This window comes from Lactobacillus helveticus, from assembly GCF_046109915.1.
Lineage (GTDB): Bacteria > Bacillota > Bacilli > Lactobacillales > Lactobacillaceae > Lactobacillus > Lactobacillus helveticus.
In genome coordinates this window covers 1,210,881-1,235,445 of record NZ_CP151471.1, presented here as the reverse complement: position 1 = coordinate 1,235,445, position 24,565 = coordinate 1,210,881, and the positions used below count along the sequence as shown (strand labels likewise).

Sequence of the window (24,565 nt, the reverse complement as noted above, 5' to 3'; positions counted from 1 at the left end):
AAAGTGCTTTGTAAAAGAAGTAATTTATCGTATAATAAAAGCGGATTCATTTTTCTGATCTAGAGGAGGAAATTACATGGTAGGAATTGTTTTAGCCAGCCATGGTGGCTTTGCCGATGGTATTGCACAATCTGCGCAAATGCTTTTCGGTGAACAAAAAGATTTTGCCCACGTTATCTTGAAGCCTAGTGAAGGTCCAGACGATATTCGTGGCAAAATGGAAAAAGCAATTGCTTCATTTGAAAACCAAGATGAAGTTCTATTCTTGGTTGACTTGTGGGGTGGTACACCATTTAACCAAGCAAATGGTCTTGCTGAAAAGCATGATAAATGGGCAATTGTAGCTGGTATGAATTTACCAATGGTTGTACAAGCATTAACTGAAAGAATGATGGATGCTAATGCTACTGCACATCACATTGCAACTTCAGTCGTAGAACCCGCAAAAGATGGTATTAAGACTAAGCCATCTGATTTGATGCCTAAGACAGCTGCACCAGCAGCTAAGGCAGACACAAAGGGCGGCAACGGCAATGGTAAGTCAATCCCAGAGGGGACTGTGATTGGCGATGGCCACATTAAATATGTTTTGGCCAGAATTGACTCACGTTTACTTCACGGTCAGGTTGCTACTGGTTGGATTCCAGCAATGAAGCCAGATCGAGTAATCGTTGTTTCAGATAGTGTTGCTAAGGACGATTTGCGTAAGAGCATGATTCGTGAAGCAGCTCCAGCAGGTGTGAAGGCTCATGTTGTTCCACTTAAGAAGATGGAAGAAATTGATAAGGACCCAAGATTTGGTAATACTCATGCACTTCTTTTGTTTGAAAATCCAGAAGATGTTTTGAGAGCTATCAAGGGTGGTATTGATCTTAAAGAAATCAACGTTGGTTCAATGTCATATAAAGACGGCGACGTTAACGCAAACAACGTTTTGTCTATGAACCAAAAAGATGTTGACACTTTCCACGAACTCGAAAAGATGGGCGTTAAGTTTGATGTTAGAAAGGTTCCTTCAGATCAAGCAGGCAATATGGATGCTATCTTGAAGAAAGCTCAAACCTTACTTAACGAGCAAAAGAAATAATTAATTAGGAGTAAAGAAATGAACGCTATACAAATGATTTTGGTTGTGTTTGTTGCCTTTCTTGCAGGTATGGAAGGTATCTTGGATGAATGGCAATTCCACCAACCATTAGTTGCATGTACTTTGATCGGTTTAGTAACCGGTCACTTGGACTTAGGTGTTATTTTGGGTGGTCAATTACAAATGATCGCCTTAGGTTGGGCAAACATTGGTGCCGCTGTTGCACCAGATGCCGCTTTGGCTTCAGTAGCTTCAGCTATTATTTTGGTTGAAGGTGGTCAAGGAATTAAGGGTATGGGTACTGCTACTGGTATTGCTATTCCTTTGGCTGTTGCTGGTTTGTTCTTAACTATGATTGTACGTACTATTTCAACTGCTATCGTTCACATCATGGATGCTGAAGCTAAAAAGGGTAGTTGGCGTATGATTAACGTATGGCAATGGATTGCTGTATGTTTGCAAGGTTTGAGAATTGCTATCCCAGCTGCACTTCTTCTGGCTATTCCATCAGGTATTGTTAGAGGTTGGCTTGCAATGATGCCACAATGGTTATCAGATGGTATGACCATCGGTGGTGGCATGGTTGTTGCTGTAGGTTATGCAATGGTTATCAACATGATGGCAAGCAAGGAAGTATGGCCATTCTTCGCAATTGGTTTTGCTTTAGCTGCTATCAAGGACTTAACTTTGATCGCCCTTGGTGCTATCGGTCTTTCAATGGCTTTGATGTACTTAGCTCTTGAAGCTAAGGGTGGTAACGGCGGAGGTTCAAACAACTCTGACGATGCTGGTACCGGCGATCCACTCGGCGATATCATTGATGATTATTAAAATGAACGCATAGAGGAGGATTTAAATAATGGCTGATAAGAAAATTAAATTAACCAAGCATGATCGTTTAAACGTTATGTGGCACTCACAATTCCTTCAAGGTTCATGGAACTATGAAAGAATGCAGAACGGTGGTTGGGCTTACTCAATGATTCCTGCATTGAGAAAGTTATACCCTAACAAGAAAGATTTGTCTGCCGCTTTACAAAGACACTTAGTATTCTTTAACACTCACCCATACTTAGCTTCACCAGTTATCGGTGTTACTTTAGCTTTGGAAGAAGATAAAGCTAATGGTACTCCAGTTACTGACGATGCTATTCAAGGTGTTAAGGTTGGTATGATGGGACCTTTGGCCGGTGTTGGTGACCCAGTCTTTTGGTACACTGTTCGTCCAATCGTTGGTGCCTTAGGTGCATCAATGGCCATCTCAGGTAACGTAATGGGTCCTATCTTATTCTTCGTTATCTGGAACATCATCAGACTTGCCTTCTTATGGTACACACAAGAATTTGGCTACAAGGCTGGTTCAGCTATCACCAATGACATGTCAGGTGGTATGCTTCAAAAGGTTACCCGTGGTGCTTCAATGATGGGTATGTTCGTTTTGGGCGCCTTGATTGAACGTTGGGTAAACATCAAGTTTACACCTATTGTTTCAAAGACCCCTGTTCAAAAGGGTGGTTACATCGAATGGGACAAACTTCCTGCCGGTGGTAAAGGTATTCAAGAAGCTCTTACTCAATGGAATATGGGTAATGGTAAAGCATTATCAAGCACTAAGGTTACTACCTTGCAAGATAACTTGAACCAATTAATTCCAGGTTTAGCTGGTCTTCTTTTAACCTTCTTATGTATGTGGTTATTGAAGAAGAAAGTTTCTCCAATTTGGATTATCATTGGTATCTTTGTTATTGGTGTTCTCTTCCACGTATGGGGCATTCTTTAATAAATGGCTAAATCAATTAACACAAAGGTCGATCTTACTGCTAATGCAACCTGGTTTAGAGGAATTGCATCATATGGCAAAATTATGATCGGCGATAGAGCTTTTGAATTTTATAATGAACGAAACGTTGAAGACTATGTTCAAATTCCATGGAAGGAAGTAACTTATGTAGTTGCAGATATCCACTTCAAGGGAAAATATATCCCTCGTTTTGAAATTAGAACAAAGTCTAATGGTAAATTTATTTTTGCAGCACGTGAGCCCAAAGAAGTTTTACGTGCAATGAGAAAATATGTGCCAGCTGATCATATGCGCAAAGCATTGAGTATGTGGCAACAGCTTAAGCAGCGTTTTACTCGTAAGAAAAAATAAAAAAGTATGAAAATAACCTAGTTCGAATTGAACTAGGTTATTTTTTAGTCTTCAGCTATCGAGGCTTGCAGACGATTTAAGAAAAGTTCAGCAACAGCTGAAAGGTTAGTGCTATGTTTCCAAATGACGGTAATCGATTCTGTCATTTTTGGATAAATCGGTCGGAAGGTTAAGTTGGATTCATCCGAAACATCTGCTAATTTATCTAAAGTTAATGAAAATGTAGCGTGATTTTTAACTAATAAAGTACCGTTGAAACTTAAATTATAGGTTCCAATGATATTGATCTGGTCTTTGTAATTGCAAAACCAGCTATCAAAGTAAATGCATGGTCTCTGCCTGTTGTGAATTTAAAACGTTGAGGCCAGCTAAATCAGCAGCAGTAATGTGATCTTTTTTAGCTAGAGGATCATCCTTTGTCATTAACACACCCCAAGTGTCTTTCTCAGGGAGTTGCAAAGAGGCATAGTTGGATAAAGGCAAGTTGCCGATGATCACCGCGAAGTCAACCGTACCAACATTTAATTTCTTTTTGGCAAATTCATAATCACCACTTAGAATATGAACCTTAACTGTAGGATAATCTTGAATAATATTGCTTAAAATATTCATGATTCGTTGCATAGCGATACTTTCACCTGCAGCGATAGTTAAATCACCACTAATGATAGCTGTAGATTGTAAATTGCTCTTAGTTTTAGCAGTTAAGGCTAGAATTTCTTTGGCTTGTTCAAATAAGTATTGTCCCGCAGATGTTAAGGTCAAATGACGTGGCTGCCGGTTAAATAATTTAACACCCAGTTCGTCTCGAGATCAGCAATTTGTCTCGATAAAGCAGGTTGTGAAACCAACAATTTTTGTGCAGCTCGAGTCATATTCAATTCTTGTGCTGTAGCGACAAAATAATTTAATACTCTTAATTCCATTTTTCTTTTACCATAAAAAATAGTTATCTAATCTGATAATAAATAAGTTTTTTATATTGTTTAGCTTACCTTTTAAACTAAAAATGAGCAAGAAAAGGAAGGCAATAAAATGAATGCGGAAAATCAAGAAATTATGCAGCAAATTATTTCACAGAATCAACGACTTTTACAAAACTTAAATACGCAGCGTCATTGTAGCTGTGAAGTGCAGCAGCTGGTAAGCGAGATTATTGGCGATCCGGTGGCTGACACAACTGAGATTCGATTGCCGTTTTATTCGGATTATGGTCGCAATATTAAATTGGGTGAACGTGTTTTTATCAATGCAAACGTGATGATGGTTGACTTAGGCGGTATTACTATTGAAGATGATGTGTTAATTGGCTCTGGAGCCTACTTAATTTCAGTTAATCATCAGCTTGATCCTCATCATCGAAAAGAATTAGAACTAAAGCCGGTGCTTATTAAAAAGAATGCTTGGATCGGTGCTAAGGCTACCATTTTGCCTGGTGTAACCGTAGGTGAAAATGCTGTTGTAGCTGCAGGTGCCGTGGTTACTAAAGACGTGCCTGCTAATACGGTAGTGGCAGGGATGCCAGCTAAAGTTATCAAAAAAATCGACTAAAAAAGACGTGATGCTTGAAACATCACGTCTTATATTTTTAAACAGCTTTTTCATTGCTCCATAATTTAGAAATTAAGTAAAGCACGATGAAGGTAACGATAGCTACGATCATCGAGATACGATAGCTTGGTAAAATTAAGAGCAAAATAATTAATAAGATGAAGAAAAGTAGGATGAAATAATCAATATAAGGGAAACCAGGCATCTTGAAGTCATTTAATTGATCAGCTGGTGTTTTTCTTCTATATGAAATATGGGTTAAAACCATTAAACACCAAATGATCAGGAACATACTAGTTGATGTTGAAGAAATAAAGTTAAAGGCTTGATCACCAATAACCAAGATGATAGCCGGTGCACATCCCATGAGCAAAGCAGACAGAATTAATGCATTTTGAGGCAATTGTCTTCTAGATAAGTGACCGAAAGCCTTATTCCATTTACCTTTGCCGTCGTAAGTAACAGAGAACAGAAGTCGACCAGCACTGTATAAAAAGCTGTTAGTGGAAGAGACTGCTGCCGAAATTACTACGAAGTTAATGATTGAACTAGCATTGGGAATACCGGTTGCACCTAAAGCTTGAACAAAAGGACTAGAATTAGTAGAAACCTTTGACCAAGGAATTACTAATAAAATTCCTAAAATTGCCATGACATAGAATAGGATAATTCTAATTGGCAATTGATTGATTGCTCGTTTTAATGTAGTTTCTGGATTTTGAACTTCTGCCGCTGTTAATCCGATCAATTCCACCCCAATGAAACTGAAGATTACCATTTGGAATCCTTGTAAAAATCCGTGTGGACCACTGGCGAAGAATCTGCCATGATCATCTAAATTAGCAAAAGCTACAGGTCCGAAACTGGTTTTGCCACCTGTAATTAATAGATACAAAATTAATAAAACAAAAGCAACAATTGTAATGATTTTGATAATAGCAAAACTAAATTCCAAATTACCAAAAACACGTGCCGAGATTAAATTGATGATTAATAAGGCAACGATGGTAATTATGCCAGGTATCCAAGGCTTTAAAGTAGGGAACCAGTATTTGAAATAGATTCCTAAGGCAGTAGTTTCTGCCATTCCCAAAGTAATCCAACTAAGCCAGTACAGATAGCCGGTAATAAAACCAATATTTTTTCCAAGGTACTGTTCAATAAAGTCAATGTAAGTGTGCTTGTTGAGGTCGGACATAATCAATTCGCCCAATGCACGCATGAGCAGGAATAGAAAGATACCGACGATGATATAGATCAAGATAACGCTAGGCCCGGCCCTATGAATACTGTCACCGACACCTAGAAAAAGACCAGTTCCGATTGTTCCTCCTAAAGCAATTAATTGAATGTGAGCATTGCTTAGGGTTCTCTTATATCCAGAACTAGTCTCTGATTTTTTCTCACTCATATATTTTCCCCCATATTCTCAATTTTATCACATGTACTTAATATTTTATCATTTTTGCAATGGAGCACCAGTTATTATAGGAAAGCTTTAAAAAATTAAGAAAAATAATGCAAATTAATATGTTTGTTAATTCACAAACTGGCGAAATAGCAACCGTTTTCATTAGCTGAATAGTAAATTTTAGGGTGATTTTTTACGCTTGTTCACTAGTGAATCACCAAAATTAGGGCGTTTACTTTTAATTTTATTGTGCTATAGTTGACATTGTAAATTAGTTCACAAGAATTAGTAGATCTTAGAGGTAATAAAATAATGGCTAAGACACAACCAAAAGAGACTCAAACAGAGGAAGAGAAGAAAAAGCAAATTTACGACATGGTTGATAATTTAGTAAAAAGATCACATGTTGCTTTAGATGAAATGGCCAACTTCACACAAGAACAAGTTGATAAGATCTGTGAAGCAGTTGCTACTGCAGGTGAACAAAATGCTTACCCACTAGCTAAGATGGCTGTTGAAGAAACTAAGCGTGGTGTGGTAGAAGACAAGACTACCAAGAACATGTACGCTAGTGAAAATATTTGGAACAGTTTGCGTCACGAAAAAACTGTTGGTGTAATTGAAGAAGATAAAGAATTAGGTTTAACCAAGATTGCTGAACCTAAGGGTGTTATCGCTGGTGTTACTCCAGTAACAAACCCAACTTCAACTGTTATCTTCAAATCTATGCTTGCTTTAAAGACTAGAAATACTATTATTTTCGGCTTCCACCCACAAGCTCAAAAGTGTTGTGTAGAAACTGGTAAGATTATTCGTGCTGCTGCTGTTGCCGCTGGTGCTCCAGCAGATGCAGTTCAATGGATTGAAGAGCCAAGCTTAGATGCTACTACTGATTTGATGAATAACCCAGGCGTTCAAACTATTTTGGCTACTGGTGGTCCAGGTATGGTTAAGGCTGCTTATTCATCAGGTAAGCCAGCTATCGGTGTTGGTCCTGGTAATGGTCCTTCATATATTGAAAAGACTGCTAACATTGACCGTGCTGTTTATGACATTGTTTTGTCAAAGAACTTCGATAATGGTATGGTTTGTGCTTCAGAGAACTCAGTTGTTGTAGATACTGAAATCTATGACCGTGTTAAGGAAGAATTCAAGAAGTGGAATTGCTACTTCTTAAATAAGGAAGAAATCAAGAAGTTTGAGGAACACTTCATTGATCCAAGACGTGGTACTGTTGCTGGTCCTGTAGCTGGTAAGTCAGCATACGAAATTGCTAAGCTTTGTGGCGTTGATGTTCCAAAGACAACTAAGGTAATCGTTGCTGAATACAAGGGCGTTGGTAGAAAATTCCCACTTTCAGCTGAAAAGCTTTCACCAGTATTTACTTTATACCGTGCAAAAGATCATGATGATGCATTTAGAATTTGTACTGAACTTCTTAACTATGGTGGCCGTGGTCACACCGCTGGTCTTCACTCAAGCGACAAGAAGATAATTGATGAATTTGCTATGAAGATGGATGCTTGTCGTATCTTAGTAAACTCACCAGCTGCCCTCGGTGGTATTGGTGACCTTTACAACAACATGTTGCCATCACTTACTTTAGGTACTGGTTCATACGGTGCTAACACATTCTCACACAACATTGGTGCCAGAGACTTGCTTAACATCAAAACTGTTGCAATGCGCCGTGACAACATGCAATGGGTAAAAGTCCCATCAAAGACTTACTTCGAACACAATGCTGCTAACTACTTGCGTCATATGCCAAACGTTAACCGTTTCTTCATCGTAACTGACGAAGGCGTAGCTGACCAAGGCTTTGCTGACGAAATTACTGACATTATTTCTAAGCGTCGTGGTCAAAAAGAATACGAAGTCTTCAAGGCTGTAACGCTTGATCCAAGCACCGACGTTATTAAAGATGGTGTTCACAGAATGAACATCTTCAAGCCAGATGTTGTTATTGCCATCGGTGGTGGTTCAGTAATGGACGCTGCTAAGGTAATGCGTTTATTCTACGAAAATCCAGAAATGAAGTTTGAGGAAGCTTACCAAAAGTTTTTGGACATCAGAAAAAGAGTAGTTCGCTTCCCAAAGATTAACGGCGTTCAACTTGTATGTATTCCAACTACTTCAGGTACTGGTTCAGAAGTTTCACCAATTGCCGTCATTAGCGATGCTAAGACTGGCATTAAGCACACTCTTTGTGACTACGCATTAACTCCAGATGTATCAATTGTTGATGATCAATTTGTTCAAACCTTGCCCAAGCGTTTAATTGCATGGTCAGGCTTTGAAGCTTTAGGTCACGCTATTGAGAGTTATGTTTCAACTATGGCTACTGACTTTACTCGTGGTTGGTCACTTGAAGCTATCAAGACTATCTTTGCTAACTTAAAGAATTCTTACGATGGCAACCTTGATGCTAGAAAGAGAATGCATGATGCAGCTACTATCGCAGGTATGGCTTACTCAAACGCATTCCTTGGTTTGGAACACTCAATTGCTCACACTGTAGGTTCAACCTTTGGTATTCCAAGTGGTGTAAGTGACGCTATTGCTTTGCCACAAGTTATTCGCTTCAACTCAAAGCGTCCAGAAAAACTTGCTATGTGGCCTCATTACTCAGTTTACCGTGCTGACAAGGACTACGCAGAAATTGCTAGAGCTATCGGTTTGACTGGCTCAAGTGATGCTGAATTGATTGAAGAATTAGTTCAAAAGATTATCGACTTGGCTCAATCAGTTGGTATCAAGATGGCCTACAAGGATTACGGTGTTGATGAAAATGAATTTAACAAGAAGGTTGACCAATTAGCTGTTGAAGCTTACGGTGACCAAAACACTGTAACTAATCCAGTTGCTCCATTAATTAGTCAAATTGCTCAATTGATGAGAGACAGCTTTGAAGGTAAAGATATTAAGACTAAGTAATTAGATTTTAAATATTCAAAACAGCGATCAGTATATTAAAACTGACCGCTGTTTTTTTGCTTTAAAATCGATTATACCAATTTCGATAATAATCACTTGACCGCTTTGGTAAAAAATAATATTATTGCTACTGTAACAATGAAATCAAACTAGTCCACTGACAAAAAGTGAACTAGACCAAGGGAGAAAAATTTATGTGTGGAATTGTTGGGGTTGTTGGTAAACCAGCAAGAGAAATTATTTTAAGCGGATTAACTAATTTGGAATACCGTGGCTATGATTCAGCTGGTATTTACTTGAATGATTTGAATGGTCATGAATATTTAACCAAGGCTGTTGGTCGTATTTCAAACTTAAAAGAAAAATTAACTCTAGATGAACAGGGTTTAGTTGGTATTGGTCACACTCGTTGGGCTACTCATGGTAAGCCAACTGTTGACAATGCTCACCCTCATTTTGATGAAACTAAGCGTTTCTACTTAGTTCACAACGGTGTGATTGAAAACTTCGCTGAATTGAAGGAAAAGTACTTGCAAGGCGTACACTTCCATTCAGATACTGATACTGAAGTAGTTGTTCAATTAATCGGCAAGATTGCTCGTGATAAGAACTTGGACGGATTTTCAGCATTTAAGGAAGCTTTGAAGCTTGTTAAGGGTTCATACGCATTCTTGCTTGTAGATAATACTGAACCAGATCATGTTTTCATCGCTAAGAACAAGTCACCAATGATGCTTGGTATCGGCGACGGCTTTAACATCATTGCTTCAGATGCTATTTCTGTAATGGATCAAACCAAGACTTTCGTTGACTTACACGATGGGGATGTTGGTGACATTACTAAGGATTCTTACACCATTGAAACTGTTGATGGTAAAAAGGTTGATCGTGAACCTCACGTCTTGAACATTGATCCAAACGCAGCTTCAAAGGGTGCTTACGAATTCTACATGCTTAAGGAAATCGATGAACAACCTGGCGTAATGCGTCACATGTCACAAAACTACCTTGATGACAATGGTGAACCAAAGGTTGATCAAGATATTCTTGATGCTATTTCTAAGGCTGATCGCTTATACATCTTTGCCGCTGGTACTAGTTACCACGCAGGTTTAATTGGTAAGACTATTTTTGAACACTACACTGGCATCCCAACTGAAGTTGGTTTGGCTTCAGAAGCTGGTTACCACTTCCCAATGATGAGCAAGCACCCATTCTTCATCTTCTTGACTCAATCAGGTGAAACTGCTGACTCACGTGTTGTATTGAAGGAAGTTAATAAGCGTAGCATTCCAAGCTTAACTATGACTAATGTAGAAGGTTCAACTCTTTCTCGTGAAGCTACCTATACTATGCTTTTAGGTGCAGGTCCTGAAATTGCCGTTGCTTCAACTAAGGCTTATACCGCTCAAATTGCTTTGCAAGCTGTTCTTGCTAAGGCTCTTGGTGAAAAATTAGGCAAGCAAGAAGCTAAGGATTGGAACTTGCGTCAAGATTTGGCAATGGCTGCAGAAGGTATCCAACAAATCGTTGATGGTAAGGAAAAGCTCAAGAAGCTTGCAGACGACTACTTGATTAAATCAAGAAATGCATTCTACATTGGCCGTGGCATTGACTACGCTGTTGCTCTTGAAGCTGCACTTAAGTTGAAGGAAGTTTCATACATTCAAACTGAAGGCTTTGCTGCAGCAGAACTTAAGCACGGTACTATTTCATTGATTGAAAAGGGCACTCCAGTAGTTGCTTTGATTAATGATCCTGTAACAGCTGATCTTACTCGTGGTAATATTCAAGAAGTTGTTTCTCGTGGTGCTAGCGTAATTACTATTATTGGTAAGGCCTTTGCTCGCGAAGGCGATGACATTGTTTTGCCAGAAATTAATTACTACATGTCAGCACTTTTGACGGTTGTACCTGCTCAACTTCTTGCTTACTATGCTTCTAAGGATAAGGGCTTGGATGTTGATAAGCCACGTAACTTAGCTAAGAGTGTTACTGTTGAATAATTAATATGTGAATAAAACTAAGAATAGCGATGGTGAATGTGCCATCGCTATTTTTTGGTGAGGTGATAGAAGTATGAAACTGACTGATGAAGAGTTAGATGAACGTTTTGTGACAGAAATCTCAATGATTATTGAACGTGAAATTGCTAAAGAAGATTTTGAATCTTCAAAGACTTATTCATATCCATTTATTGAAGAAGGTCCTGAGTACTTCTTGGATCTATATATCGTAATGAACTAAAATATGGCAAAATGATTTCTTCGGATACTCTGTATTTCAAGCAAAAATATCCTAAGGAATATCAAGAAGCCGGTATAAAGTAAGCCATAACAAAAGAAATTCATTGGGATATTTTTACATCTAATTGTTTTTATCTATTTCTTCCGCATCTTTGCTAAATATTGCTGGTGCTTCTGTTCTGCTTTTTCGTCTTTTTCAATGAAGAAGTAGGTAACAGCAGCCAAAACACCGACAACGACACCAACTAAAATGGTCTTCCAAGTGAAGTTGGTGACCATGTAGCAAGAAATCATCAAAGCTAAAATTGGAATGGTATAGCCACCAGGAAGCTTGAATCCATGGTTAGGGAATTCATTCGTGTGCTTGAATTTGATGACTGCCAAGATGAAAGAGACATATTGAACAAAGGAAGCAAGGACGATGCAGGATACCAAGAAGGGGTATGACTGGGTGATTAAAATTGAACTGATGACAGCACTGAATAAAATTGCGACCCAAGCAGCATCGTGCTTGTTCTTTTTACCAATCCAACTAGGAAGCATAGAGTGCTCAGTAGCTAAAGATGCAATTAACGCTGGCGTGTTAAATGAACTAGCGAAGGCGACGCCCAAGATACTGATCAGCATCCCTGCGATTACCAAAACGTAGCCCCATTCACCGACAGCTTTTTGGAAGGCAACAGCAATTGGAGTACTGTAGTTGCCCATTTTTACACCTAAAATGCCGATTGCTACTAAAAGCATCAAAGAATAAAGAAGCTGACAATCAAACCTTGCCAACTAGCTACACATTTAAGGCTAGTGATAATGAACCAGTTGTAAGTTCACCTGGTTCACATTAAGAAGACAATTGAACACACTAATCCAGTTCCAGCAGCTGATAAGACTCCAACTGATAAGCCAATTGATGGTGCACATGAGGATGATTTGAATAAGACCATTACTCGTACTATTAATGTGACTGATCCAGAAGGTACAACTAAGAAAACTGATCAAACAGCTACTGTTTATAGAAATGCCGTAGTTGATGAGGTTACTGGTGAAGTAACTTATGGTGATTGGTCAACTGGTAACTGGAGCTCATTCACCACACCAGCAATTGCAGGTTACACACCAACAATTTCCAGTGTTGCTACAAAACCTGTAACTGTTGGTACTGATCCAGAAATTATTAAACATTACTTACACACCAAATAAGCAAACTACCAACATTGTCTACAAGGATGGCCAGACCATTAAGACTGACAAGGTTGACGGTAAGACTGATGAAACTATTCCTGTTGATCCAACTAAGGATGTTCCAGCAGGTTGGAAGATTATTCCAGATCAGAAGATTCCAGAAACTGTCAAGGTAACTCCAGATGGTGTTCCAACTGTTGTAGTTAAGATTGAACATAAGACCATTACAGTAACACCAGAAACTCCTGAAGGGGACATTCCAACAGGCAAGGTTCCAGGTGATCCAAGCAAGACTTATCCAGCAATGGAAAGCATCACCAAGACTCCAACTCGTACAATCACAGTTATCAAGCCAGATGGCAGCAAGCTAGAAATTAAACAAACAGTTGAATTTACTAGAACTGCTACCTTCGATGAAGTAACTGGCGCAGTAACTTACAGCGATTGGAAGTTTGCTAAGTCCACTGCTAAAGGTGGCAAGTCACAATGGGATGCTTACACTCCACAAGCAATTTCAGGCTACACAATGCACATTGAACAAAAAGTAGGCGACAAGACTACTACAATTAGTTCAATTGCTGCTGCTGACGTAACTTAAGCTACTGGCAACGTCACTATCACTGTTACCTATGTTCCCTATTACTCCAGGTGGCGGCGAAGGCGGCGGAGATGATAGCATCCCAGGTAAGCCAAGCAAGCCAGACGATCATAAACCAGGAGTTCCTGATAGGACACCAGATAAGCCTATAATTGAGACTCCAGATGATACCGAAATCGATACCACTCCTAAAGATCAAGATCTTGAATTTGGTCCAGCCGCAATTAAAGGCTACAAGGAAACTAACGCACCTTTGCATGAAGATATGAATAATGCTGCTCCAGTTAGAGGCAATGATTCAATTTCTCCAAAGGGCGCTGATACCTACGCTGAAACCAATGCTCCGACTAAGGCTGCTTCAGTTAAATCTGAAGAAAAGGGCGGCAAGCATGAATTGCCACAAACTGGTGAAAAAGAAAATACCGCTGGTATCTTCGGCATTCTTGCAATGGTTTTAGGCTTCTTTGGTTTAGCCGATCGCAAAAAGAAAAAGGATGAATAATCATCCCTTTGAATAAAACAAGACTCTAACGCAAAACTGCGTTGGAGTTTTTGTTTGCCCCTAAAATTTTGTTATAAATTGAACAAAGTGGAATGAAATTTTTATATTTTTTAAAAAATTAACACAATATTGATATTTGTCAAAATATAATTTTCATTGTTGTATATCTTGGATAACATATTCTAAATAATACCTATATAGCAATAAGTTTCATTAATTACTCTACCTAGTTAATTTTGAAAAATAATTTGACTGGCTATTCTAATAAGCTATACTATTAAGTGAAAATTTACTTGTGAAAAATATAACTATTATTTAGGAGATGTAGTTAATGAAAAAAGTTTTGGCGGTCAATTCGGGGAGTTCGTCATTCAAGTTTAAATTATTTTCATTGCCTGACGAGAAGGTAGTAGCACGGGGGATGGCAGATCGTGTCGGTTTAGCTGAATCTACCTTTACTATTGTGTTAGCTAATGGAGAGGCTCATCAAAAGCAAATTGCTATTCCAGATCAAGAAGCTGCAGTCAATTTGCTGATTAATGCTTTGAAGAAGTATCATGCTGTTGAAAAATTGCATGAGATTGTTGGAGTAGGACACCGTGTAGTAAATGGTGGTGAGTATTTCAAAGATTCAGCTGTCATTAACAAAGATAATTTGCAAAAAATTTGGGATTTAGCAGGTTTTGCACCTTTGCATAATCCTGTCGAGGCCAAGGGAATTGAGGCCTTCATGCATGTTTTGCCAGATGTGCCACAAGTAGCCGTGTTTGATACTTCTTTTCACCAAACACTTGATCCTGTGCACTACTTGTATTCCATTCCTTATGATTATTATAAAAAGTATGGTGCTCGTAAATATGGTGCTCACGGGACCTCTGTTCACTATGTAACCTTGGAAGCTGCCAAAATGATGCAGCGCGATGTGAAAGACTTAAAGCTGATTATTTGTCATTTGGGTTCTGGTTCTTCGATTACTGCTATTAAGAATGGCAAGTCTTACGACACCTCAATGGGCTTTAGTCCCTTATCTGGCGTAACTATGGGTACTCGTTCAGGAGATATCGATCCATCTCTTGTACAGCATTTGATGCATGAAACTGGAGCATCAATTGATGAGATGATCGATATTTTGAATAAAAAGTCTGGCTTAATTGGCTTATCTGGGATTTCCTCAGATATGCGAGACCTGAAGTACAATGATGATCCGCGAGCTGTTTTGGCACGCAAGATTTTTATTAATCGTATTGTGCGCTACATTGGTTCTTATCTTGCTGAAATGGGCGGCGCTGACGGAATTGTCTTAACTGCAGGCGTTGGTGAAGGCGATGTAGAGGTGCGCAAACAGATTATGGATGCCTTTAAGTACATGGGTGTAAAACCTGACTATGAAGCTAATAAGAGCAATGGCCAGAAGTTTATCACCAAGCCCGATTCTAAGATTCAAGTGATGATCATTCCAACTAATGAAGAGTTGATGATTGCTCGTGATGTTGTCCGTTTAACTAAGCGCTGCTAATAAGCAGAAGTTATTCCGCAGAATAAAAAATAGATATTTTTCTTTAAGTCTGAAACGTACTTAAATAAGTAGTGAAGAGATCGTTTTAGAAAGGAAAATATCATGTCAATTAGAGCTAAGATGTTGTCGATGCTGGAATATTTGCTGGGGATGCAAGGCGTAGATGAATATAAGGTAATGCTTCCTGTAGCTCTTGATAATGGGGTTAGTCCAGTCGAGGCTAAAGAAGTTTTGTATCAAGCAGTTGATTATTTAGGATTAGGTCGCGTTTTTCCATTTTTTAAAGCAACTAACGATATCTTAACTGCCAGAGGAGTAGATTTACCTTTAGCATCACAAGCAACTACAACCATGGAGAATCGCCTAGAAAAAGGCGAAGAGACCCAGATTCGTTTATTTGGTCCACAAATGAAAGATTTTGCTAAGAAAGGGACCATTAATAAGTGGTTAGTTGATAACTGCTTTGGTGATTATTACACTAGAAAAGGCTTAAACGATAACGATCGGGAAATGATTACTTTTTGCTACATTGCCGCACAAGGTGGTTGTGAACCACAACTTTTGGCTCATGCTCAAGCTAATATTAAATTGGGTAATGACAAAGAGTTCTTAATGAAGATCGTTGAACAAAACGTGCCATTTATTGGTCATCCTCGTTCACTTAATGCAGTAACTGTGGTTAACCAAGCCGATGAAGCAGTTAATGGTAAAGATTAGACAATTAATAAATTAAGCCCTTTCATTTAACAGCTAAGACTAATAGAACTAGAATAAAAGATGTAGATGAAAGGAAGCTTATAATTATGGCAGATGCAAAAGAAATTGAACAAACAGCAATGATTGATCGTGAAATGGACCAAGTATTTGATTGGGCAAAGGACAATCATGAACCTATTCGTGATGCTATTTGGAACCACGAAATGGAAGCTAATGATCATGACACCATGAAGACTGAAGCAGCTTGTGAATGGATGCTTAAAGCCGATGATGATAAGGTCAAGGAATACTGCGAAAAGAACTTAAAGAAATAACCTAAAATATTCTATAAAAACTTTACAATTTCGTCTGCACATAAGGCTGACTAGATATTTACTTGATCTGGTCAGTTTTTTTATTGCTTGACTTTTATTAATAAATATTTAATAAGTATTTCAATTACAAAGGTTGGGTGACAAAAAATGATTATGGAACATTCTGCAGGTGCAGTTATTTATAAAAAACGTGCTTATGGACAATTAGAATATTTGATTGTTCAGAGTGTAATTAACCATAATTGGGGCTTTCCTAAAGGACATTTAGAGGCAAGTGAAGATGCACAAGAAGCTGCTAAACGTGAAGTTTTTGAGGAAGTTGGCTTAAAGCCAAAATTTGATTTTAACTTTGTACGTAAAACCCATTATGCATTAACAGATACTAAATTTAAGACGGTTACGTTCTTTTTAGCAAAGTATGTTCCAGGTCAGGAGGTAGTTGCTCAGAAGGAAGAAATTCTTGCTGACAAGTGGGTAACTTTTGATGCAGCTAAAGAATATCTTACTGAGTATGGTAAGATGGGCGTTTTAACGGCGGCTAGAGATTATATTGAAAAGTAAAACCAAAAAGACGAGAGCTGATCTAAACTCTCGTCTTTTTGTCATTAAGAAATTATATTCAATTATATGAAGTAAATATCTTATTAACTCAATTCTTTAATAATAGCTTCCAAGGTCTTCTTAGCTTCATCTTGAATTGGAGTTTCAGGATGCTCTTCATCGTACTTGTTGAGCCAGTTCAAACGATCTTGCATTCTGTCTTTCAAGGTCTTTTGATATTCTGGGTCATCAAGGTGAACTTCGTAACCATCGATAGGTAAGTAGCTTACACCCTTGAAGTTACCGAATGGCTTGAAGTCACTGTCCTTGATGTTGCCGTTAGCTAAGTCTTCGATTAACTTCTTAGTAACTTCCTTAGGAATATCTTTGCCCATGAATGCGTCAGTGTTCAAGCTGTAGCAACTTGCTCCACGCTTAGTGAACAATTCCTTGAAGTCAGTGTAGTCACCGGATACTGGGTAAGCACGGAATGGGTCTGCGAATGGTTCGATAACCAAGGTGTTCATGTCGAAGCCCTTTGGCAAGTTTTCTGCAGAGGTTCTCTTAGTTGCTAAAGTACAACCCATAGTAGTTGCTAATACTGGATCATCAATCTTAATAATTGGTGGCAATGAACCATCCTTCATGATCCAGAACAAAGCAGTAATTGGTGACTTTTCAAAGTCTACACGGTGAGGACTAGTGTAACGGGTCTTGATAACACGACCGTTGTTGTTACGTAAGTCTTCAGTAACAATAACTTTCTTGCCATTTGAGTCTAACGTTACGTCACAGTTCATAATAGTGGTGTAGTACTTAGTCTCATGATGACCTGCTGGGTAGTCGTGGGTCTTGTCGAAGTATGAAGGCTCAAGAGCTACAGATGAACCATCTTCACGTGAAATGATGAATGCATCGTCGTGAAGGACAGTGATGTCGTATTTGCCATCGTACATTTCGTGAGTCAAAGTTGACTTACCAGAACCTGACAAGCCGTAGAATGCGAAGGTCTTGTCGTCTTTATCGTCAAAGTGGAATGATTTTTCACCACCGTGACATGCGGTGTAGCTGTGACGGTGAGCAATAGCCCAAGCTAAGGTTAAAGTACCCTTCTTAAGTTCACCGAAGTAGCGAAGGTTGAAGACAGCAGCACAGTTATGTGGAGCGTCGAATACGCCTAAGCCCTTTGGATAATCTTCGTCTTGAACATTAGGATCGAAGTAGAAGTAAATATCAGGTTCATCATAGAACTTAGATTTTGCATACATCTTTTCAGCTTCATCGTCGAAGAAGTGGAAGTTCAAAATGTATGAAAGCAAGTTGAAGGCTTGATCTTCTGGCATCATGATGTGGGCCTTAACAGTGAATGATGGGTCAAGACCTACCAAAACAGTAGCCTTTAAATACTTTTGTTCATGGCCCTTGTAGATATCTTCACGCAAGTTGCCGTTTAATGCTTCAGCATCTTCGTTAGGATTATCAATGAAGTGACGTGCACTAGCAGTTCTACCTAAGATCTTACCGTGGTTGTAAACCAATTGGGTTGCACCATGTGGTAAACCTAATTCCTTAGTGTGTAAAATTGGCAAATCAGTAACAATAACGCCTGATTGCTTCTTAGCTAAATTATAAGCTTCAGCAACACTAGTTACTTCGTGTACGTTGTTGCCATAAAATACACTCTCAATAGTTGCACGAGTGCGGCTAAACATTGGATTTGCTTTTCTAAGTTCGTCTTGAGAATAACGTTCTTTTGTACTCATATTAAGTTTTTGTCCTCTCTAGGAAACTATTAATTAAAGCGTTTTCATTAACTTGCATTTATTATACTAACATACTTGACTTGTTATAACCACATAAATATTAAAATATAAGCTTTATGAAATACGAAAACATATACATAAAATAAAGAAACCTAGAGAAGACGCAGAAGTAAATAGATGATATAATGTAGAACATACGTACGAAAAAAGGATGACGTAAATGGATTCTAACCAGCTTTTTAAATATGTTTATGCCAAATATGGATTAAAATTTGAACCGATCGTATCAGGTTCGACTGATACTTATGTATTGATGTCTCCTCTTGACAGCAGCTATTTTGCCATGCTTTCGAGAATTAAAGATAAGGGTAATGATAATAGTGATGCTGTCCTTGATTTAAAATGCGGCGAGTTTGCTTCGACTATTCGTGATTTACCTGGATTCATGGATCCCGTGCGCATTACTTCAGAGAATTGGGTCGGAATTGCTTTAAAGCATAATTACAATGATCAAGCAATTAAGAAGGCGCTGGATTATGCATTTAAATTGGCAATGAATGATCAAGGTACAAATGTCACGAAAAGCCAGTACTTTTATATTCCGGGAGAAAAAACAGAAGAAAAATACCAGGCTCAGCCGATCAAACAGCGTTTGCCGCGAAGACAAGTTAATGACGAGATTCCCGATAAGATCAGACAAATGCGAGAATTATATGATTACAGCATTTTGCCTAGCACTGGTCGACAGAAGAATTTTTATATTCAAGGTCAATTCATGGCTGATTATGAAGATAAGTATAAAAAATATTTTTCCTTCAAGCGATTCTCCCCAACTTATCATGATATGAATGTAGGGCAATTGCGCAGCTACTTTACCTGGCGTACCAAAATTCGTAAAGGAGAGTATCACCGCGCTAGTACGTCATATGTTTATGTATATTTGTATGAGTTGTTTAACAATATTGGTGTGGAGGATCCGCAAGCTGGTTATGAAAGGCTGATCGATTTTGAGAAAAATTATGTTGATGAATTTGATTTAGGGATTAAAACATATTTAGATGATTGGCTAAAAGATTATGTGCTCTATTATGAACTTGGAAAAGAAAAGATAGCTGAGCATTTTGCTCAGGAAATCGAGCAAGATCATGATAGTGAGATATTGCATTATCCACAAAAATATACGGCAGAAGAATTAGCGGAAGTTTTTGCTAAAAAAACGACATATTGGAAATCTTCAAAAGTAATTGTAAAGAATAAGCCAGTTTTTACTCAAATTTTGAAGTGCGTTTGGCAGGAATTATTAGATGCCAAAAAGTACGGTATAGCTTATTACAGCAGCTTTGTAGATAAGCCGAAGGTCGTTGAGCGTCCCGTTTTTAAAAGTGGCGTCTTTTATAGAAAAGCAAAAAAGCCAATGACAGTTAAGATTGATGATGTTAGAGAGTATCATTACCAAAAGGGCTGGTGGCATATTCACTTAGAAGAAGCTGTGCCAAGGCAGCGAACGAACTTGAATACTTTTTTGCATGAAGTGGATCGATTAGTGCGAGAAAAGCTCAAGTTGGGACGTGCGATTAAGCCTCGCTTTATTGATCAAGCAGTATTGCGAGCAATCGAAGCAGGAATTGCTGTTTATCAAAAACAAAAAGAAAAAGCCAAGATTGATCAAATAAAAATTGATTTTTCTGATTTGGATAAGATTCGGGCCAATGCCTCTGTCACGCGTGATAGCTTGCTGACGGATGAAGAAAAACAGCTTGAGCAAGAAGAGCAAGAGCAAGTTAAAAAGCAAGAGCAGAAAGTAGAAGTTCCAGTAAGTGAGGATGACTATGGTTTAGATCAAGACGAAATGTTTTTATTGATGACCTTATTGCAAGAAAAGCCATGGCAAGACTATGTGCAAAAGCACCATCTAATGGTTTCAATTTTGGCTGATAATATTAACGAAAAATTATTCGATGAAATTGGCGATAGCGTGATCGAATTTAATGAGCAAGATCAACCTCAGATAATTGAAGATTATCAGGAAGATTTAAAAGAATTATTTTTAAAGGGATGATAAAATGCCAGAAAAAAGAAGAGTACCAAAAAGAATTGCACAAACTGTATTGAATTCATTAAAAGGTGGGGTCGTACCGCGCATAGGTCTGCCCTATATTACGGTGGGCCGTAAAGAAGAAATTGAAGCCTTGATTCATGATGTTGATATTATTCAAGATGGCGGTGCAAGTTTTCGTTTTATCGTTGGCCGCTATGGATCAGGTAAGAGTTTTTTACTGCAGACGATTCGTAATTATGTGATGGACAAAAATTTTGTCGTAGTTGATGGCGATTTATCTCCAGAAAGACGCTTGCAAGGCTCTAAAGGACAAGGGCTTGCAACTTATCGTGAATTAATCCAAAATCTTTCTACCAAAACTCGTCCTGAAGGTGGAGCTTTAACTTTAATTCTCGATCGTTGGATTAATTCCGTGCAAAGTCAGGTGGCCCAAAGCGGAATTGCCAATGATGATCCTAAATTTGAAGCTGAAGTAGATAAGAAAATTTATGCGGTAATTTCATCATTGAATGAATTAGTGCACGGTTTTGATTTTGCTAAATTGCTTAACATGTATTATCACGCCTATATGAGTAATGATGATGAGACTAAGGCTAAAGTACTTAAGTGGTTTAGAGGCGAGTATAGTCATAAAACTGAAGCCAAAAAAGATTTGGGTGTGGATATTATCATTTCAGATAGCGATTGGTACGAATATCTCAAATTATTTGCGGCTTTCTTCAGACAAGCTGGTTATGCCGGTCTAATGATCATGATTGACGAGTTGGTTAATATTTTTAAAATTCCGAATGCGATTAGCCGTCAATACAATTATGAAAAGATTTTGACAATGTATAACGATACTTTGCAGGGTAAGGCAAAGTACTTGGGCATCATCATGTGCGGGACGCCACAAGCAATTGAGGACCGTCGCCGTGGTGTCTACTCTTATGAAGCACTTCGCAGCCGTCTTGCTACAGGGAAGTTTGTGCAAGATGGTGCGCGTGATATGTATGCTCCGGTGATTAAGTTGCATCCATTAACTGCAGAAGAAATGCTGGTTTTGACTGAAAAATTGGCAGATATGCATGCTAATTTGTATGGTTATGAAAGAACTATTACCAATGATGATTTAGCACAATTTATCAAGATAGAGTATGCGCGCGTTGGTGCAGATACTAACATTACACCGCGTGAAATTATTCGCGATTTTATTGAACTGCTCGATATTGTTTGGCAAAATCCTGACACTAAAATTACGGATTTGCTTAATTCGGATCGTTTTAGTTATGCAAAATCTGAAGCTGTCTCAGATAATAAAGAACAAGACTATACCGAATTTAGAATTTAAGGGTAAAAAAGATGGATGTTTTTTCACATTATGCGCCATTTATCCAAGATTATATTTATGAACATGGTTGGCAGAATTTGCGTCCTATTCAGGTAGCAGCCGCAGAGAAAATTTTTGAAACGGAAGATAATGTGCTGCTGTCGGCTTCAACTGCATCAGGAAAAACTGAAGCCGCGTTTTTCCCGATCCTGTCAGACATCTATAATGAACCAGAGGATTCGGTCAAGGTGCTCTATATTGCACCGCTAAAGGCTTTGATTAATGATCAATATGATCGTTTGACCGAATTGTGTCAGGATGTCGATATCCCAATTTGGCGCTGGCATGGGGATGTAGCTCAAACGCAGAAGAGAAAGATGCTTAAGAATCCTTCAGGTGCTTTGCAGATCACGCCAGAATCGCTTGAGAGCTTTATGATCAATAAGCATATGGATATTCCGCACTTATTTGGCGGTTTGAAATATATTGTGATTGATGAACTCCATTCATTTTTGCGTAGTGATCGCGGAGGCCAAACCTTTTGTTTAATTGAACGGTTGTCAAAATTAGCAGGGGTTAATCCTAGAAGAATCGGACTTTCGGCAACTATCGGCAATTTGCAAGATGCTAGTGATTTTTTAGGAGCAGGTTCAAATAGAAAAACAGTAGCACCTAAGGTGCAGAATGAACCACAGATTTGGCATTTTTCAATGGAACATTTTTATAAAACTGATCCACAGGCTAGCAGCAAGGACTTTGATCCTAGTCAAGTCGAACCTAAAACGGACAAGGCACCAGAATTGGCTGATCCGGGTATTGGTTATATTTTTGAACATACTCGTGGTAAAAAATGCCTGGTTTTTACCAATAGTCGAGAAGAGTGTGAAGCCGTATGTCAGGAGCTTAGGGCTTATTGTGCCTATAATCATGAGCCAGATCGTTTTATGATTCACCACGGTAATCTTTCACCAGCATTGCGCGAAACAGCCGAAGCAGCAATGAAAGATGAAGATGTTTACATGACAACATGTGCTACTGCAACGCTGGAATTGGGAATCGATATTGGCCAGCTGGAATCAGCTTTTCAGATTGATGCGCCCTTTACCGTCTCAGGATTTTTACAAAGAATGGGGCGTACGGGTCGCCGCGGCAATCCACCCGAAATGCATTTTGTCATGCGTGAGGAACACCCAGAATCGCGAGCAATGCTTCCAGAACTAATTCCGTGGCCGCTTCTTCAAGGGATTGCCTTAGTGCAGCTTTATGCGGAAGAAAAATGGGTAGAACCGCCTGAACCTAACCGTTTGCCATATAGTTTACTTTATCATCAAACCATGAGTACGCTCGCATCTAGTGGAGAGATGACACCGGCAGAATTAGCTTCAAGGGTATTGACTTTATCGTATTTTCACAATGTTAGCCAGGAAGACTATAAGGTTTTGCTCAGACATTTACTGAAGATTGACCATATTGAATGGACTGAGAATAAGGGCTTAGTGGTTGGCCTTGCCGGTGAAAAAGTTGTGAATAACTTTAAGTTTTATGCAGTTTTTGCGGAAAACGAAGAATTTAGTGTTCATGCTGGCAGTGAAGAATTAGGTACAATCGTTAAGCCGCCTCCAGTAGGCGATAAAATCGCAATTGCTGGGCGAGTTTGGGTAGTTGAAGACGTTGATCGCAAGCGGCATCAAGTATATTGCCATGAGGTGAAGGGCAGGATTCCCGCTTTCTTTGGGGATGTGCCCGGTGATATTCAACCGAAGATCTTGCAAAGAATGAAAAAGTTTTTGGAAGAAAAGACTATGTATCCGTATTTGATGCAAAATGGTAAGGCACGTTTGACGCAAGCTCGTGATACTGCGGCTTTAGCGGGCTTAGCTAAAAAGAATTTGATTAAGCTTGGCGGCAACATGTGGTGCCTATTTCCATGGACTGGAACGTATGCATTTTTAGCACTGGAGCGTTTGATCAAAATTAAGTGCGGAGAACAGTTGAATATTCGTGGTTTTAATTCATCGCGGCCATATTTTATGTATTTTGCGATGGATGGGGATGAGCAAGATTTTTGGCGCATTCTAAAAGAAGAGGCTGCTAAAGATTTTGATCCATTAGATTTGGTTTATCCTAAAGAAGTTCCAGGAATTGATAAGTATGATCAGTATTTGCCTAAAGAATTATTGCGTAAGGAATTTGCTTATAGTGTATTAGACATTCAAGAGATGAAACGCTGCGTTAAACAAATGGCGGATAACTATTTGGTATAATGGGAATATCTTGAAAAGGAAAGAGAATATCAATGCTTAAAATTAATCAAAATGTGTCTAAGGATGCTCAAACCAGAACTTTGTTAAAAGAATTGCTCAAGGTACACCAAATTCATCAAGCATACAATGTGCGTGATTTGACGGATGCGGATGAGCAAATTTTGGAAAAGTCTTTTAATTTAACCCGTGAATTGATGTCTAAGATTTCCACTAAAAAGATTAAGTTTGCAGATAAAAAGTGGGATTCTTTGTTTAACTTTTTGATGGCGGAACAAATTGCTTTTGCCAGGGTTTTAGCCAGTGGTGATGATAACTTGAATGGCTACGTTCAAGCTAAAAATCAGGCTCAACAAGCTTATGCTTTAGCTGAAACTGCTATTAATAATTTGGAAAATGAAAAATAAAAAGAGTCACTTAGGA

At 38.6% G+C, this 24,565-nt stretch carries 20 protein-coding genes and 3 pseudogenes; 19 read left to right on the top strand and 4 right to left on the bottom strand.

Annotated features, from left to right (window positions below; translation table 11 throughout):
* Window positions 1-76 precede the first annotated feature (76 nt).
* From AADV52_RS06290 to AADV52_RS06275, 4 genes are read left to right on the top strand one after another with little or no spacing between them, the layout of a single operon-like run.
* Window positions 77-1,087 (top strand): PTS sugar transporter subunit IIB, encoded by a 1,011-nt coding sequence (locus AADV52_RS06290; protein WP_014919299.1) that lies wholly within the window; start codon window positions 77-79, stop codon window positions 1,085-1,087.
* 18 nt (window positions 1,088-1,105) lie between these two features.
* Window positions 1,106-1,918: a PTS mannose/fructose/sorbose transporter subunit IIC gene (locus tag AADV52_RS06285; protein ID WP_014919298.1), complete on the top strand. Its 813-nt coding sequence runs from the start codon at window positions 1,106-1,108 to the stop codon at window positions 1,916-1,918.
* Window positions 1,919-1,946: 28 nt separating this feature from the next.
* Entirely contained in the window at window positions 1,947-2,867 is a 921-nt protein-coding gene (locus tag AADV52_RS06280) for a PTS system mannose/fructose/sorbose family transporter subunit IID (protein WP_014919297.1), read from the top strand.
* A 3-nt stretch (window positions 2,868-2,870) separates the two neighbouring features.
* The gene (locus tag AADV52_RS06275) at window positions 2,871-3,239 is read left to right on the top strand and encodes a DUF956 family protein (RefSeq protein ID WP_014919296.1); all 369 of its coding nucleotides are present in this window, start codon (window positions 2,871-2,873) and stop codon (window positions 3,237-3,239) included.
* A gap of 44 nt (window positions 3,240-3,283) precedes the next feature.
* Here AADV52_RS06275 and AADV52_RS06270 read toward each other — a convergent pair.
* Window positions 3,284-4,165: pseudogene (locus AADV52_RS06270) on the bottom strand (LysR family transcriptional regulator).
* A gap of 109 nt (window positions 4,166-4,274) precedes the next feature.
* On the opposite strand from AADV52_RS06270, the gene AADV52_RS06265 reads away from it, so the two are divergent.
* Window positions 4,275-4,790, top strand: coding sequence for a DapH/DapD/GlmU-related protein (locus tag AADV52_RS06265; RefSeq protein ID WP_014919295.1), 516 nt, complete (start codon window positions 4,275-4,277; stop codon window positions 4,788-4,790).
* 37 nt (window positions 4,791-4,827) lie between these two features.
* Here AADV52_RS06265 and AADV52_RS06260 read toward each other — a convergent pair whose 3' ends face one another.
* The gene (locus AADV52_RS06260) at window positions 4,828-6,201 is read right to left on the bottom strand and encodes an amino acid permease (RefSeq protein WP_014919294.1); all 1,374 of its coding nucleotides are present in this window, start codon (window positions 6,199-6,201) and stop codon (window positions 4,828-4,830) included.
* A 312-nt stretch (window positions 6,202-6,513) separates the two neighbouring features.
* Between AADV52_RS06260 and adhE the strand changes: the two genes are divergently transcribed.
* The 3 genes from adhE to AADV52_RS06245 all read left to right on the top strand — a co-directional run bounded on the left by adhE (window position 6,514) and on the right by AADV52_RS06245 (window position 11,385).
* On the top strand, window positions 6,514-9,138 hold the full coding sequence (adhE, locus tag AADV52_RS06255) for a bifunctional acetaldehyde-CoA/alcohol dehydrogenase (RefSeq protein ID WP_014919293.1): 2,625 nt from the start codon (window positions 6,514-6,516) through the stop codon (window positions 9,136-9,138).
* 194 nt (window positions 9,139-9,332) lie between these two features.
* Complete coding sequence (gene glmS / locus AADV52_RS06250) at window positions 9,333-11,144, top strand: glutamine--fructose-6-phosphate transaminase (isomerizing) (protein ID WP_014919292.1); 1,812 nt, start codon at window positions 9,333-9,335, stop codon at window positions 11,142-11,144.
* 73 nt (window positions 11,145-11,217) lie between these two features.
* The gene (locus tag AADV52_RS06245) at window positions 11,218-11,385 is read left to right on the top strand and encodes a hypothetical protein (RefSeq protein WP_014919291.1); all 168 of its coding nucleotides are present in this window, start codon (window positions 11,218-11,220) and stop codon (window positions 11,383-11,385) included.
* A 134-nt stretch (window positions 11,386-11,519) separates the two neighbouring features.
* On the opposite strand, the pseudogene AADV52_RS06240 reads toward AADV52_RS06245, so the two are convergent.
* Window positions 11,520-12,143 (bottom strand): annotated as a pseudogene (locus AADV52_RS06240) (APC family permease); the annotation flags it as partial.
* A 168-nt stretch (window positions 12,144-12,311) separates the two neighbouring features.
* Here AADV52_RS06240 and AADV52_RS06235 point away from each other — a divergent pair.
* The 7 genes and pseudogenes from AADV52_RS06235 to AADV52_RS06205 all read left to right on the top strand — a co-directional run bounded on the left by AADV52_RS06235 (window position 12,312) and on the right by AADV52_RS06205 (window position 16,771).
* On the top strand, window positions 12,312-12,581 hold the full coding sequence (locus tag AADV52_RS06235; RefSeq protein ID WP_227028433.1) for a mucin-binding protein: 270 nt from the start codon (window positions 12,312-12,314) through the stop codon (window positions 12,579-12,581).
* On the top strand, window positions 12,535-13,161 hold the full coding sequence (locus AADV52_RS06230; RefSeq protein ID WP_041808807.1) for a mucin-binding protein: 627 nt from the start codon (window positions 12,535-12,537) through the stop codon (window positions 13,159-13,161). The genes AADV52_RS06235 and AADV52_RS06230 overlap by 47 nt, the downstream gene beginning before the upstream one ends.
* A gap of 31 nt (window positions 13,162-13,192) precedes the next feature.
* Window positions 13,193-13,663, top strand: coding sequence for an LPXTG cell wall anchor domain-containing protein (locus tag AADV52_RS06225; RefSeq protein WP_014919289.1), 471 nt, complete (start codon window positions 13,193-13,195; stop codon window positions 13,661-13,663).
* A 331-nt stretch (window positions 13,664-13,994) separates the two neighbouring features.
* Entirely contained in the window at window positions 13,995-15,179 is a 1,185-nt protein-coding gene (locus AADV52_RS06220) for an acetate/propionate family kinase (RefSeq protein ID WP_014919288.1), read from the top strand.
* A 111-nt stretch (window positions 15,180-15,290) separates the two neighbouring features.
* A pseudogene (locus AADV52_RS06215) lies at window positions 15,291-15,896 on the top strand (carboxymuconolactone decarboxylase family protein); the annotation flags it as partial.
* Window positions 15,897-15,982: 86 nt separating this feature from the next.
* Window positions 15,983-16,210, top strand: a complete 228-nt coding sequence (locus AADV52_RS06210) for a hypothetical protein (RefSeq protein ID WP_003626979.1) — start codon at window positions 15,983-15,985, stop codon at window positions 16,208-16,210.
* Window positions 16,211-16,357: 147 nt separating this feature from the next.
* Complete coding sequence (locus AADV52_RS06205; protein ID WP_014919286.1) at window positions 16,358-16,771, top strand: bis(5'-nucleosyl)-tetraphosphatase; 414 nt, start codon at window positions 16,358-16,360, stop codon at window positions 16,769-16,771.
* Between the two features lie 83 nt (window positions 16,772-16,854).
* On the opposite strand, the gene AADV52_RS06200 is transcribed toward AADV52_RS06205, so the two are convergent.
* The gene (locus AADV52_RS06200) at window positions 16,855-18,513 is read right to left on the bottom strand and encodes a phosphoenolpyruvate carboxykinase (ATP) (protein ID WP_014919285.1); all 1,659 of its coding nucleotides are present in this window, start codon (window positions 18,511-18,513) and stop codon (window positions 16,855-16,857) included.
* 220 nt (window positions 18,514-18,733) lie between these two features.
* Here AADV52_RS06200 and AADV52_RS06195 point away from each other — a divergent pair, with 220 nt between their 5' ends.
* The 4 genes from AADV52_RS06195 to AADV52_RS06180 are packed head-to-tail and all read left to right on the top strand — an operon-like array spanning window position 18,734 to window position 24,549.
* A complete protein-coding gene (locus AADV52_RS06195) occupies window positions 18,734-20,572 on the top strand; it encodes a TerB N-terminal domain-containing protein (RefSeq protein ID WP_014919284.1) in 1,839 nt (612 codons plus the stop codon).
* 4 nt (window positions 20,573-20,576) lie between these two features.
* Window positions 20,577-21,902, top strand: a complete 1,326-nt coding sequence (locus tag AADV52_RS06190; RefSeq protein ID WP_014919283.1) for an ATP-binding protein — start codon at window positions 20,577-20,579, stop codon at window positions 21,900-21,902.
* 11 nt (window positions 21,903-21,913) lie between these two features.
* A complete protein-coding gene (locus AADV52_RS06185; protein WP_014919282.1) occupies window positions 21,914-24,145 on the top strand; it encodes a DEAD/DEAH box helicase in 2,232 nt (743 codons plus the stop codon).
* A gap of 32 nt (window positions 24,146-24,177) precedes the next feature.
* Window positions 24,178-24,549: a hypothetical protein gene (locus AADV52_RS06180; RefSeq protein WP_003626968.1), complete on the top strand. Its 372-nt coding sequence runs from the start codon at window positions 24,178-24,180 to the stop codon at window positions 24,547-24,549.
* Window positions 24,550-24,565: the final 16 nt, after the last annotated feature.

What these genes read in the sequence shown, in the direction of transcription:
- AADV52_RS06290 (WP_014919299.1), top strand. Translation starts at nt 77, where the DNA reads ATGGTAGGAATTGTTTTAGCCAGCCATGGTGGCTTTGCCGATGGTATT.
- AADV52_RS06285 (WP_014919298.1), top strand. Translation starts at nt 1,106, where the DNA reads ATGAACGCTATACAAATGATTTTGGTTGTGTTTGTTGCCTTTCTTGCA.
- AADV52_RS06280 (WP_014919297.1), top strand. Translation starts at nt 1,947, where the DNA reads ATGGCTGATAAGAAAATTAAATTAACCAAGCATGATCGTTTAAACGTT.
- AADV52_RS06275 (WP_014919296.1), top strand. Translation starts at nt 2,871, where the DNA reads ATGGCTAAATCAATTAACACAAAGGTCGATCTTACTGCTAATGCAACC.
- AADV52_RS06265 (WP_014919295.1), top strand. Translation starts at nt 4,275, where the DNA reads ATGAATGCGGAAAATCAAGAAATTATGCAGCAAATTATTTCACAGAAT.
- AADV52_RS06260 (WP_014919294.1), bottom strand. Translation starts at nt 6,201, where the DNA reads ATGAGTGAGAAAAAATCAGAGACTAGTTCTGGATATAAGAGAACCCTA.
- adhE (WP_014919293.1), top strand. Translation starts at nt 6,514, where the DNA reads ATGGCTAAGACACAACCAAAAGAGACTCAAACAGAGGAAGAGAAGAAA.
- glmS (WP_014919292.1), top strand. Translation starts at nt 9,333, where the DNA reads ATGTGTGGAATTGTTGGGGTTGTTGGTAAACCAGCAAGAGAAATTATT.
- AADV52_RS06245 (WP_014919291.1), top strand. Translation starts at nt 11,218, where the DNA reads ATGAAACTGACTGATGAAGAGTTAGATGAACGTTTTGTGACAGAAATC.
- AADV52_RS06225 (WP_014919289.1), top strand. Translation starts at nt 13,193, where the DNA reads ATGTTCCCTATTACTCCAGGTGGCGGCGAAGGCGGCGGAGATGATAGC.
- AADV52_RS06220 (WP_014919288.1), top strand. Translation starts at nt 13,995, where the DNA reads ATGAAAAAAGTTTTGGCGGTCAATTCGGGGAGTTCGTCATTCAAGTTT.
- AADV52_RS06210 (WP_003626979.1), top strand. Translation starts at nt 15,983, where the DNA reads ATGGCAGATGCAAAAGAAATTGAACAAACAGCAATGATTGATCGTGAA.
- AADV52_RS06205 (WP_014919286.1), top strand. Translation starts at nt 16,358, where the DNA reads ATGATTATGGAACATTCTGCAGGTGCAGTTATTTATAAAAAACGTGCT.
- AADV52_RS06200 (WP_014919285.1), bottom strand. Translation starts at nt 18,513, where the DNA reads ATGAGTACAAAAGAACGTTATTCTCAAGACGAACTTAGAAAAGCAAAT.
- AADV52_RS06195 (WP_014919284.1), top strand. Translation starts at nt 18,734, where the DNA reads ATGGATTCTAACCAGCTTTTTAAATATGTTTATGCCAAATATGGATTA.
- AADV52_RS06190 (WP_014919283.1), top strand. Translation starts at nt 20,577, where the DNA reads ATGCCAGAAAAAAGAAGAGTACCAAAAAGAATTGCACAAACTGTATTG.
- AADV52_RS06185 (WP_014919282.1), top strand. Translation starts at nt 21,914, where the DNA reads ATGGATGTTTTTTCACATTATGCGCCATTTATCCAAGATTATATTTAT.
- AADV52_RS06180 (WP_003626968.1), top strand. Translation starts at nt 24,178, where the DNA reads ATGCTTAAAATTAATCAAAATGTGTCTAAGGATGCTCAAACCAGAACT.